At 74.5% G+C, this 11,803-nt stretch carries 10 protein-coding genes; 4 read left to right on the forward strand and 6 right to left on the reverse strand.

Going from position 1 to position 11,803, the window contains the following annotated elements:
• The 5 genes from ABZS51_RS40765 to ABZS51_RS40785 all read right to left on the reverse strand — a co-directional run.
• Positions 1–1,410, reverse strand: a 1,410-nt coding sequence (locus tag ABZS51_RS40765; RefSeq protein ID WP_355453150.1) for a glycosyltransferase family 39 protein, incomplete at its 3' end; no start/stop codon positions are given.
• Positions 1,410–2,582, reverse strand: coding sequence for a bifunctional glycosyltransferase family 2/GtrA family protein (locus tag ABZS51_RS40770; RefSeq protein WP_355453153.1), 1,173 nt, complete (start codon positions 2,580–2,582; stop codon positions 1,410–1,412). The genes ABZS51_RS40765 and ABZS51_RS40770, both read right to left, overlap by 1 nt.
• A gap of 40 nt (positions 2,583–2,622) precedes the next feature.
• Entirely contained in the window at positions 2,623–3,951 is a 1,329-nt protein-coding gene (locus ABZS51_RS40775) for a HAMP domain-containing sensor histidine kinase (RefSeq protein ID WP_355453155.1), read from the reverse strand.
• Positions 3,948–4,643 carry a response regulator transcription factor gene (locus tag ABZS51_RS40780; protein ID WP_355453158.1) on the reverse strand — a complete coding sequence of 232 codons (696 nt, stop codon included), beginning with the start codon at positions 4,641–4,643 and terminating at the stop codon, positions 3,948–3,950. The genes ABZS51_RS40775 and ABZS51_RS40780 overlap by 4 nt, the downstream gene beginning before the upstream one ends.
• Before the next feature lie 67 nt (positions 4,644–4,710).
• Positions 4,711–6,228 carry an NAD(P)/FAD-dependent oxidoreductase gene (locus ABZS51_RS40785; protein ID WP_355453160.1) on the reverse strand — a complete coding sequence of 506 codons (1,518 nt, stop codon included), beginning with the start codon at positions 6,226–6,228 and terminating at the stop codon, positions 4,711–4,713.
• Positions 6,229–6,436: 208 nt separating this feature from the next.
• Here ABZS51_RS40785 and ABZS51_RS40790 point away from each other — a divergent pair, with 208 nt between their 5' ends.
• From ABZS51_RS40790 to ABZS51_RS40805, 4 genes are all read left to right on the forward strand, one after another.
• Complete coding sequence (locus tag ABZS51_RS40790) at positions 6,437–7,363, forward strand: pseudouridine-5'-phosphate glycosidase (protein WP_310711209.1); 927 nt, start codon at positions 6,437–6,439, stop codon at positions 7,361–7,363.
• Complete coding sequence (locus ABZS51_RS40795; protein WP_355453163.1) at positions 7,360–8,370, forward strand: sugar kinase; 1,011 nt, start codon at positions 7,360–7,362, stop codon at positions 8,368–8,370. The genes ABZS51_RS40790 and ABZS51_RS40795 overlap by 4 nt, the downstream gene beginning before the upstream one ends.
• Positions 8,371–8,452: 82 nt before the next feature.
• Positions 8,453–10,846, forward strand: a complete 2,394-nt coding sequence (locus tag ABZS51_RS40800; protein ID WP_355453166.1) for a hypothetical protein — start codon at positions 8,453–8,455, stop codon at positions 10,844–10,846.
• Between the two features lie 376 nt (positions 10,847–11,222).
• The gene (locus ABZS51_RS40805; protein ID WP_355453168.1) at positions 11,223–11,387 is read left to right on the forward strand and encodes a hypothetical protein; all 165 of its coding nucleotides are present in this window, start codon (positions 11,223–11,225) and stop codon (positions 11,385–11,387) included.
• Positions 11,388–11,435: 48 nt separating this feature from the next.
• Here ABZS51_RS40805 and ABZS51_RS40810 read toward each other — a convergent pair.
• The coding region (locus ABZS51_RS40810; protein ID WP_355453171.1) for a LuxR C-terminal-related transcriptional regulator at positions 11,436–11,803 on the reverse strand (368 nt) is incomplete at its 5' end.

Consider the following 11,803-nt stretch of genomic DNA (forward strand, 5'->3'; position numbering starts at 1 on the left):
CCCGCGCCCGGCGAGGACGAGCCGGGCCAGCGCCAGCCCGGCGACGGCGAGGACGGTCGCGGCGAGCACCGCCCACGCCAGCCACGGCACGAAGTCGGGCGAGCGACGCAGCACCGTGAACGACCAGCCGCCCGTGACGGCGACCGCCAGCGGCAGCACCCAGGCCCAGGTCCGCGACCGGCGGTACGACCGCCACATGAGCACGCCGCCCATGCCGGTGACCGCGGCGACGGCCGGGGCCATGGCGGTGGTGTAGTACGGGTGGAAGGTGCCGCTGGAGAAGCTGAACACCGCGAAGTGGACCACCAGCCAGCCGCCCCAGACGAGCCACGCCGCTCCGGACGCTCCTTCGGCGCCGCCGGTCCCCTCGGCGCCGGCCGCCCCCTCCGCGCCGGCGCGACGGGAGGTCCAGCGGGACAGCGCCGCGAACGCCAGGGCGAGGGCGCAGAACGGCAGCAGCCAGGAGATCTGCCCGGCCATGATCTCGTTGAACAGCCGCCCGGCCCCCGACGCGCCGCCGAACGACGCGCCGCCACCGCCGCCGAACCCGCCGTTCCCGGCGCCCTGGCCGAAGATCCGCCCGAGGCCGTTGTAGCCGATGACGAGGTCCCGGACGGAGTTGTCGGTCGATCCGCCGATGTACGGGCGCGAGCCGGCCGGCCACAGGTCCACGATCACCATCCACCAGGCGCTGGAGACCACCAGCACGGCCCCGGCCGCCAGCAGGCGCCCGATCCGCCGCACCACCGCGCCGCGGGCGCACACCAGGTACGCGAGCGCGAACGCCGGCACCACGAGGTACGCCTGGAGCATCTTGACGTTGAAGGCGAGCCCCACGAACAGCGCGCACAGCAGCAGCGACCGCAGCCGGCCGGTGCGCAGCGACTCCAGGCAGAACCACGCGGCCAGCACGAGCAGCAGCACGAGGATGGTGTCGGGGTTGTTGTCCCGGTTGATGGCCACGGTGATGGGCGTGAGCGTCATGACGACGGCCGCGACGAGGGCCGCCACGTGCCCCTGCCGCGCGCCCCCGTGGGCCCGCAGGACGGCGGAGTGGACCAGCGCGACGGCGGCCACGCCGGCGACGGCCTGCGGCAGCAGCATGCTCCACGTGCCGAAGCCGAACACCCGGGCCGACAGCCCCATCACCCACAGCGCCAGCGGCGGCTTGTCGACGGTGATGTACGAGCCCGCGTCGATGGCGCCGAAGAAGAACGCCTTCCAGCTCCTGGTGCCGGACAGGATGGCGGCGGAGTAGTACTCGTTGGCGTAGCCGCTGAGCGCCCACGCGTACAGGACGAAGGCGGCGGCGAGCACGGCCCACAGCGCGGGGCGCGACCAGCGGGGGGCGTCGCCGGCGCTGCGCCGGGAGGTACGACGGTGCGCGGAGAGACTCGGGGTGGTCGTCATCAGGCGGCGTTCCTTCTCCGGGGGTTGAAGACCCACACGCGCAGCAGCAGGAACCGCGCGAGGGTGGCCAGCGCGTTGGCCACGATCACGGTGACCAGCTCGACGCCGTGGGAGACGTCGCCGGGCAGCAGCGCGAGGCTCCCGGTGGTGAGGGCCAGGCCGACGAGGAACGCGACGAGCCCCTCGAACTGCTGGCGCAGCACCCCGGACGAGCCGGTGACGCCGAAGGTGAAGCGGCGGTTGGCGGCGGTGTTGGCCACGGCGGTGACGAGCAGGGCGACGGCGTTCGCCGTGAAGACCGGGACGGCCTGGCGCAGGCCGGAGAAGAGCAGGAGGTAGGCGAGCGTGCTGACCGCGCCCACGACGGCGAAGCGGGGAAGCTGGCGGGCCATGCCGCGCGGCAGCTCGGCCTGGCGCACGCGGGCGGGGACGGGGATGCGGGCGGCGCCGGACAGCGTCCTGCGGGCGACCCGGGCCATGCCGCGCAGGTCGTCCAGGGCGGTCCGGACGACGTCGACGCGGCTGTCGGGGTCGTCCACCCAGTCGACGGGCACCTCGTGGATGCGCAGGCCGTGCCGCTCGGCGAGCAGCAGCAGCTCGGTGTCGAAGAACCACTGCTCGTCCTCGACGGCGGGCAGCAGCGCCTGCGCGACCTCGGTGCGCACGGCCTTGAAGCCGCACTGGGCGTCGGTGAAGCGCGCCCCCATCAGGGAGCGCAGCAACAGGTTGTACGCCCGGGAGACGAACTCCCGCTTGGGCCCGCGCACCACGTTCGACCCGCGCGAGAGCCGGGTGCCGATCGCGAGGTCGCTGTGGCCCGACAGGAGAGGGGCGACGAGGGGCAGGAACGCGTCCAGGTCGGTGGACAGGTCGACGTCCATGTAGCTGACGACGTCGGCCTCGCTGCGGGACCACACGTGGCGCAGCGCCCGGCCGCGGCCCTTGGCGTCGAGGTGGACGGCTCGCACGCCGGGCAGCTCGGCGGCCAGTCGCCGGGCCTCGTGCCAGGTGTCGTCGGTGCTGGCGTTGTCGGCGATCGTGATGCGGAAACCGTAGGGGAAGGTGCGGGTCAGATAGCCGTGCAGCCGGGCGATGCTCTCGCGCAACACCCGCTGCTCGTTGTGGACGGGGACGACCACCTCGACGAGCCGAGTCCTGACTGATGTCTGCATGCTGATAGTGCAAAACATCGGTCTTTGAAGGTACTTATGGCTATCTGAGCGCGGCGTGAGATTTCCCAGGAATCTCAACTGTCGCCATGACTCCGCCGCCCTGAGCGTTGTCAAGGCGCACGCGGCCACCCGATTCGGCGACGGACTGAGCCACGATCGCCAGCCCCAGCCCCGAGCCGGGCAGGGCGCGCGCCGACGGCGAGCGCCAGAACCGGTCGAAGACGTGCGGCAGCTCCTCCTCGGGGATGCCGGGCCCGTGGTCGCGGACGGTCAGCGTGCCGTCGCGCAGGACCACGTCCACCTGGCCGGGGCCGAACTTCGCCGCGTTGTCGATGAGGTTGAGCACGGCACGTTCCAGTGAGGCCGCGCCGCCGAAGACGTACCACTCGCCGAGGTCGGTGCTGACCTCGGCGCCGCGCAGCCGCGCCCGCTCGACGGCGGCCCGCACGACGTCGTGCAGGCCCAGCTCGGCGTGCGGCTCGTGGTCGGTGTCGCCGCGGGCGAGCTGGAGCAGGTCCCCGACCAGCGTGGACAGCTCGGCGAACTGCGCCTTGACGTTGACGAGCAGGCGTTTCTTGGCGCCCGGTTCGAGGCTGCGGCCGGTCTGCTCGCTGCGCAGCAGCAGGTCGATGTTGGTGCGCAGGGTGGTGAGCGGGGTGCGCAGCTCGTGGCCGGCGTCGGCGACGAGCTGGCGCTGCCGGTCCCGCGAGCCGGCCAGTGCGGTCGTCATGGCGTTGAAGGACGAGCTGAGCCGGGCGATCTCGTCGGTGCCCTGGACGGGGATGCGGGTGCTGAGGTCCTGCGTCTGCGCGATGTGCTCGACGGCCTTGGTCAGGCGGCCCACGGGGGCCAGGGCTGCCCTGGAGATCGCCAGACCGGCCCAGGCGGCGCCCAGCGCGCCGAGCGCGGTGAGGGCGGCGAGGCCGAGCGCCATCTGCCGCAGGGAGCCGCGGACGTGGTTCAGCGGCCTCGACTCCAGCACGGCGACGCCGGGCGCGAAGTTCGTGGTGACCACGCGCACCGCTCGCCCGTCGGTGGTCTGGCCGTTGCGGAAGACCGGGTCACCCGGGTGGGCGAGCAGGGCCTTGTCCTCCTCGGTGGGCACGATCGGCTTGCCCAGCGAGCAGGTGCTGCCGTCGGCTCCCAGGAGCGTCACGCTGTCGCCGAAGGGGTCGCCGGTCCCGCCCTTCTGGCAGTGGTCCTTCAGCCAGCGGGGATCATCGGGCTCCAGGATGGTCTGGTCGAGGGTGCGGAGCATCTGCTTCTCCGCGACGACCCAGGACATCATGGCGCAGGCGGCGATGGCCACCACCACGGCGGTCGTGACCAGCAGCGTCAGCCGCGAGCGCAGGCTGCCGAACCGTCTCATGTCGTCGCCCGCAGGACGTACCCCACCCCGCGCACGGTGTGGATCACGCGCGGCTCGCCGCCGGCCTCGGTCTTGCGGCGCAGGTACATGATGTAGACGTCGAGCGAGTTCGAGGTCGGCTCGAAGTCGAACCCCCACACCTCGCCCAGGATCTGCTCGCGCGTCAGCACCTGGCGCGGGTGCGTCAGGAACAGCTCCATGAGGAGGTACTCGGTCCTGGTCAGGTCGAGCGGCCGGTCGCCGCGGGTCACCTCCCTCGTCGCCGGGTCCATGCGCAGGTCGCCGTACGTCAGGGAGTTCTCCGGCGTGCCGGCGTGCAGCGCGCTGCGCCGCAGCAGCGCGCGGACGCGCGCCAGCAGCTCGTCCAGCTCGAACGGCTTGACCAGGTAGTCGTCGGCGCCCGCGTCCAGGCCGGACACCCGGTCGCCCACGGCGTCGCGGGCGGTCAGCATGAGCACCGGCACGTGGTTGCCCCCGCCGCGCAGCCGGCGGCACGCGGTCAGTCCGTCGAGGCGCGGCATCATCACGTCGAGCAGCACGGCGTCGTACGGCTCGCGGACCAGCTCGTCCAGCGCGGCCTGGCCGTCGTTGGCGGTGACGACCCGGTAGCCCTCGAACTCCAGGCTCGACTGCAGCGCCTCGCGCAACGCGGGCTCGTCGTCCACCACCAGCAACCGTGCGGGCTCACTCATGCTTCACAAACTAGGGGCACATCATGAGAACCCTATGAACGGCCCGGCCATCTTCGTATGAGAACGATCAGGCGGTGAGCAGGGCCATCGCGGCGTTGTGTCCCGGTATGCCGCTGACCCCTCCGCCCCGGCGGGCGCCCGCGCCGCACAGCAGGATCCGCTCGTGTTCGGTCCGCACGCCCCACTTCCCGCCCGCGTCCCCGCCCTCGGCGTACGGCCACGTCAGGTCGCGGTGGAAGATGTGGCCGCCGGGCAGTCCCGCCTCGGTCTCCAGATCCACGGGCGTCCTGACCTCGACGCAGGGCGTGCCGTCCGGGCCGCGCAGCAGGCAGTCCTCGATCGGCTCGGCCAGCACCCGGTCGAGCGAGGCGAACGTGGCCCGCAGGGCCGCCGCGCGCGCCCCCTCCGGGTCCGCGCGGAACAGCCGCGCCGGCATGTGCAGGCCGAACAGCGTCATCGTCTCGGCCCTGCCCCGCAGCTCCGGCCCGAGGATGGACGGGTCGGTGAGCGAGTGGCAGTACACCTCGGCGGGCGGCACCTCCGGGATCTCGCCGCGCGACGCCTGCGCGTGGGCCGCGGCGAGCTGGTCGCGGCTCTCGTTGATGTGGAACGTGCCGCTGAAGGCCGCCCGCGGGTCCACCGACGCGTCCCGGAGCCGGGGCAGCCGCGACAGCACCATGTTGACCTTGAGCTGGGCTCCCTCCGGCACGGTCGCGGGCCGCCCGAGCACGCGGTCGAGGACGGCGGGGGGCAGGTTGACCAGCACGTGGCCGCCGGCCACGGTGTGCTCGCCGTCCTCCGCCCGGAAGGTCACCTCCCCGGACGGCGCGATGCCGACGATCTCGGCGCCGGTCCTGATCTCCGCGCCGGCCCGCCTGGCCGCCGCCTCGATGGCCCCGGACACGGCTCCCATGCCGCCGACCGGGACGTTCCACTCGCCGGTGCCGTCGCCGATGACGTGGTAGAGGAAGCAGCGGTTGGCCGCCAGGTCCGTGGCAGGGTCGGCGAACGTGCCGATGAGCGCGTCGGTCAGCACCACGCCGCGTACGGTGTCGTCGCCGAACCGCTCGTCCACCGCCTGGCCGATGGGCCGTTCGAACAGGTCGCGCCACGCCTCGGGGCCGACCAGCTGCTCGATCTCGGCAGGCGTCCGCAGGGGTTGGAGGAGCGTGGGCGCGAGGACGCGGGCCGTCCGCCCGGCCATGGCGTAGAAGTCGCGCCACGCCTTGTGGTCGGCCTCCCCGCCGGTGACGCGCCGGAACGACTCCTCGGTACGGGCCGCGTCCTCGTTGTCGACGAGCAGCCCGGTGTCGCCCTTGGGGGTGTAGGAGGCGTAGCGGCGGCGGCGCAGCTCCAGATCGAGGCCCAGATCCCGGACGATCGCGGTGGGGAGCAGGCTGACCAGGTAGGAGTAGCGCGACAGCCGCACGTCCACGCCGGGGAAGGCGCGGGCGGAGATGGCCAGACCGCCGGCGTGGTCGAGCCGTTCGAGGACGAGCACCCGCCGCCCGGCACGCGCGAGGTAGGCGGCCGCGACCAGACCGTTGTGCCCGCCACCCGCCACCACAACGTCATATTTCCCCATACAGGCACCCTAAGGCTCCCGCTCCCACCCGGACAGCCCGGCCGCGGGGCGGAGCCGGCGCCGATGGGCGGTGACGACGAGGCCCGTAAGCTGGGGCGGGGCGAGTCGCGGGGGGACTCGGACCCCAATTCACCGCAAACTCCCCAAATGCACTAAAGTCCACGTTTCCCCGTGTCAGGCCGACCACCCGAAGGAGCACCGCACCCACATGCGCACTGCCGCCGACCCCCTTCTCCAGCCGTCCGACGAGGTCGCCGAGGCCCTCTCCACCGGCGCGCCCGTCGTGGCCCTGGAGTCCACGATCATCTCCCACGGCCTGCCGCAGCCGCGCAACCTGGAGGTCGCCAGGGAGCTGGAGGGGATCGTCCGCGAGGCGGGCGCCGTGCCGGCCACCATCGCGGTGCTGGACGGTGTCGCCCGCGCCGGCCTGACCGAGGCCGAGCTGGAGCGCGTCGCCTCGGAGCCGGGGCTGCGCAAGCTCGGCCAGCGTGACCTGCCGATGGCCGCGGCGCTGAAGGCGAGCGGCGCGACGACCGTCTCGGCGACGTCGTTCCTGGCGGCGCGGGCGGGCATCCGCGTGTTCGCCACCGGCGGGCTCGGCGGCGTCCACCGCGGCTGGACCGAGGACCAGGACGAGTCGGCCGACCTCGGCACCCTCGCCGCCACCCGCATCACGGTGGTGTGCGCCGGCGTCAAGTCCATCCTCGACGTGCCGGCGACGCTCCAGCGGCTGGAGACCCGCGGCGTCAGCGTGGCCGGCTACCGGACCGACCTGTTCCCGGGCTTCTACCTGCACTCCTCCGGTCTGCCGGTCGAGTGGCGGGTCGAGACGCCCGAGGACGTGGCGGCCGTGATGCGCGCGCAGGACGCCTTCGGCGGGCAGGAGAGCGCGCTCATCCTCGCCAACCCGGTGCCGGTGGAGCAGCAGCTCGACCCCGAGCTGCACGACCGGGTCCTGGCCGAGGCCCTGGAGGCGGCCGCCCGGGACGGCGTCACCGGGCAGGCGATCACGCCGTTCCTGCTGGGGTACCTGGTGCGCGGCACCGGCGGCGCCTCCCTGGAGGCCAACCTGGCCGCCGTCCGCGGCAACACCGCCCTCGCGGCCCGCGTCGCGCTCGCCTGGTCCCGGCCGTGACCGAAGCGGCACCGCCGCCCGCCTCCCCCATGACGCACCCGCCCTCCGAGCCCAGCCCCTCCGAGCGCAGCATGGGGGGCGGAGGCGGGTTGCTGGTGGTCGGGGACGTGGTGACCGATGTCGTGGCGCTGCACGGCGGCGCCCCCATCGCGCCCGGCACCGACACCGCCGCCGACATCGTGCTGCGCCCCGGCGGCTCGGGCGCGAACACCGCCTGCTGGGCCGCCCGCCTCGGCGCCGACACCCGCCTGCTGACCCGGCTCGGGTACGACAGCAGCGAGTGGCACACCGCCGAGCTGGTCAGGGCGGGGGTGCGCCCGCACGCCCAGGTGGACCCCGACCACCCGACGGCCGTGGTGATCGCGATGGTGGACGCCGGCGGCGAGCGCTCCATGCTCACCAACCGCGGGGCCGGCGGCCGGATCTCCCCCGGCGACTGGGACGACGCCTTCCTCGACGGCGTCGCGCTGCTGCACCTGTCGGGCTACACGTTCTTCACCGAGCCGGGGCTGCGGCTGGCCCGGCTGGCGATGGAGCGGGCCGCGGCGGCCGGGATCGCTGTCAGCGTCGACCCGGCCTCGACCGGGCCGCTGAGGGAGTTCGGCGTCGAGCGGTTCCTGAGCGAGTCGGCACCGGCCGGCCTGATCATCCCGAACCGCGACGAGGCCCTCGTGCTGACCGGTGTTCCGGAGCCGGCGCGGGCCGCCGAGATCCTCAGCGAGCGGTACGGCACGGCGGTGGTGAAGCTGGGGTCCCAAGGCGCCGTCGCCGCGACCGGAGGACGTATCGTGGCGGCCGCGGAGGGCGTGCGCGTCCACGCCGTCGACACGACCGGAGCGGGCGACGCCTTCGCTGCCGGATATCTCACAGCGCGCCTCGAAGGCGCCGGCGAAGCGGCTGCTCTGCGGGCCGGGTGCCAGGCGGGTGCGGAATGTGTGGCCCTGGTGGGCGGTCGGCCACGGTACGGTTTGGAAGTGAACCGTCTTTACCCTATTCACGCCGATTGATAGCTTGCCGCGTAAGCTGCACCATGAGCCACAGGTGTATCGCCGGCCACGTGGTTCACTCTGGGGAGGTTAAGGTCTGCCGATGGAAGTCGAGTCATCGATCTGCCTGAGCGACCTGGTCCCCGCCCTGCGCTGGAGCAGGCCACAGCAGGTCGCGGAGGTGCTGGGCGATCCGCGTCTGCCGGCCGCCTGGTGGTCGTCCCTGTCGCTGTCGCGGGCGCTCGCGACAGCGGGACTCGACTGGATCTGTGAACGGCTCGCGCGGCTGGCCGCGGCCCGCTGGGACCACCTGCCGCTGTCCGACCTGCTTCCCGCGCTGTCGGTGTACCGGGTGGACCCGGCGCTGCCGGGCTGGTCCGACGCCACCCGCACGGCCGTGGCCGGCCTCGGCGGCTGGCAGCGGCTGCGCAGGCTCTCCCCGGCCGACCTGGCCACCCCCTCGGCCACGCCGGAGGTCGTCCTCGGCTCCGTGCTGCGCGAGGTGCTCGGCCGCGTACAACGCGACGTGACGCGGACCGGCACGACCGCCGCGACCGCCGGGACCGGTGCGACCGCCGCCGTCCAGGCCGGTCACCCGGAGGTCACCCGGCCGTTCGTCCCGCGCCCCGCCGGTGCTCCCGGCGAGGGCGCGGCTCCGTCTTCCGGCCCGTTCCCCGTGCAGCCCGCCGCGCACCAGTCGGAACCCTTTCCGGCACAGCCCGACCCGCAGAGCGGCGGCTTCCCCGCTCAGCCGCAGGCCGCCCAGCAGAGCGGCGGGTTCCCGGCGCAGCCGGAGGACGTGCCGGCGCACCGGACCGGCGGCTTCCCCGCCGTCGGCCAGGACGTGCCGCCGCACCAGACCGGCGGTTTCCCCGCGGTGGGCCAGGACGGCCCGTCGCAGCAGGGCGGCGCGCCGCAGCAGTCGGGGCCTTTCCCGGCCGCCGGCCCGAGCCCCCGACCGCATCAGACCGGCTCCTTCCCCGCCGTGGACCAGAACGGCTCGCCGTCCGGCGCGGGCCAGACCGGGTCCTTCCCGGCCCAGCCGGGAGGCACGCCGCAGCGCGACACGGGCGCCTTCCCCGCCCGGCCCGGCGCGGCGCGGTCCGACAGCGGCGCCTACCCGGCCCAGCCCGGCGAGAACCGGTCCGACACCGGTGCCTTCCCCGCCCGGCCGGGCGGCGGTCAGCAGGACACGGGGGCGTTCCGCGGGCAGCCCGCGGCGAGCCCCACCGGCCCGCTGCCCCGCACCGGCGGCGCACCCGGCCCGAACGTCCCGAACGTCCCCGGCTCCCCGGCCACGCCCGCCCCGCAGGCGAACGGTCAGCCCCCGGCGCCCTCCGCCTCCTCCCCGCTCCCGGGCTCCCCTCTCCCGGGCGACTACGGCTCCAGCCTGCCCGGCGGCTCCGCCCCGGTCCCGCCCTCGCCCGTGCCGTCGGACATGGACCACGCGATGGTCCGGGTCGTGGACAGCCTGTTCCGCGGGCTGGACAAGCTGGAACTGGCCGTGGCCGTCCACCGGCTGTTCGCGGAGGACCCGGTCAGCCTCCGTACGCTCGCCCACAAGATGCTCGTCGACCGTGACGCGCTCTCCCACGCGCAGCGCACCGCCGAGGAGCGCGTCCTGCACTGGCTGCGCTCGTCGGAGTCGGCGCCGGTGACGGGCCACATGTTCCGGCTGACCGAGTGGCTCGGCGCCGCCGCCACCCAGGAGCAGCTCATCGGCGCCGACCCGGCGCACCCCGTGATCGTGCCGTCGCTGCGCACGCCGCTGTGGCGGGTGCTCGTCACCCTCATGCCCGACCGCCGCCTCCAGGACGGCTGGCTCGTCGTGGGCGACATCCAGCGGCTCCAGGCGCGTACGAGGCAGCTCCTCGCCTCGCAGCCGGCCGACGCCGACGTCGTGGAGCTGCTGGGCGAGCTCGGCATCCGCGCCCACTCCGCCAAGGCGTGGCTCGAAGCGCTGCCCCCGGAGACCTCGGCGCACGACCTGGCCTCCTCCGCGCCCTCACCGGCGCAGCCACTCCCCCGCCGCACACCCGGCGCCAACGGCCACCATCACCGCGGCGGCCAGCCGATCCCCACGGCCGGGGCGAGTTCCATCGACCCCTCGGCGGCGCTCGCCACGCTCTCGGCGCTCTCGGGCGGCCGGTCATCCGCGCTGCCGGCCCTCGCGGGCGCGCCGTCCAGCCCGCCGCCACCGATCCCCGGCCCGTCGTCCGACCCGCGCCGCTGGCAGCGCATCGACGTCACGCCCGAGCACCTGCGCGGCGGCCCGGTGCCGGTCCCGGAGGGGTACGCGGCGCAGCTCGGCATGCGGCCGGGCACGCTCCTGTCGGTGACGGGGCCGGGCGACAACGCCATCGTCCTGGTCTGGCAGGGCCACCAGCCGGTCTTCGACTCGCTCCAGCCGGTGTTGATGCGCCTGAACGCCCGCCCGGGCGACCAGGTGTACGTCACGGTGGACGGCTACCGCCTGGAAGCCCAGCTGACCGGCTGACCCGCCCACCACGGACACCCCGCCCTGTCCACGGCCGCCACCGGACGGCCGTCACGGACAGCCGGCCCGAGTCCCCCACCACCTGACGGCCGGCTCGTCCCCGGACGACCACAGCGCCGCCGCAGCGCGCCTGACGGCCCGCAGGCCGGGAGGTCCACGACCGCCGGCTGCTGCTGGCGGTCACCGTCCTGCTGCTCGCGCTCGCCACCGTGAACACCATCACGCTCACCTGGACCACGGCCATGGAAGCCCGGCGCGCGATGGCCGTCGCGCGCACGCTCGGCGCCACCCCGGACAGATCTCCGCGGGGCTGTCCACCGCCCAGCTCCTGGCCGCCCTGCCCGGCGCCGTCGCCGGCGTTCCCCTGGGCGTCGGCGTGTACCGGCTCCTCAGCGCCGGGGAGAGGATCACACCGCCCGTCTCCTGGATGCTCGCCGCCGCACTCGCGATCCTCCGGGCGACGGCGGCGCTCGCCGCCCTGCCCACACGCGTGGCGGCCCGCCGCTCGGTGGCACAGACCCTCAGTGCCGAAACGGCCTGACCGGTCCGGCCGGCAGAGGCCGGCGCCGGCCGCCGATCAGACCCGGCGTCACTGCGGGCCGGCGAACAGGCGCAGGCGGTGGGCCGTGGCCGCGGCCTCCCCTCGTGAGGCGACGCCGAGCTTGGCCAGGATGTTGGACACGTGGACGCTCACCGTCTTGACGGCGATGACCAGCTCCCCGGCGATCTCCCGGTTGCTGCGCCCGGCGGTGACGAGCCGGAGCACCTCCAGCTCGCGGGCCGTCAGCCCCAGCGGCGAACCCACCGGCGCGCCGTCGGGCCCGGCCGCGCCCCTCGATCTGCCGGAAGTCACCTGGGCGCGGCCCACCAGGGCGTCGAGCTCGGCCAGCAACGGCGCGGCCTTCAGCGGCTCGGCCAGCTCGCGGGCGCGCGCCACGCGGGCCGCCGCCTCCTGCC

The sequence above is a fragment of the Nonomuraea sp. NPDC005501 genome, assembly GCF_040605905.1.
Classification (GTDB): Bacteria; Actinomycetota; Actinomycetes; order Streptosporangiales; family Streptosporangiaceae; genus Nonomuraea.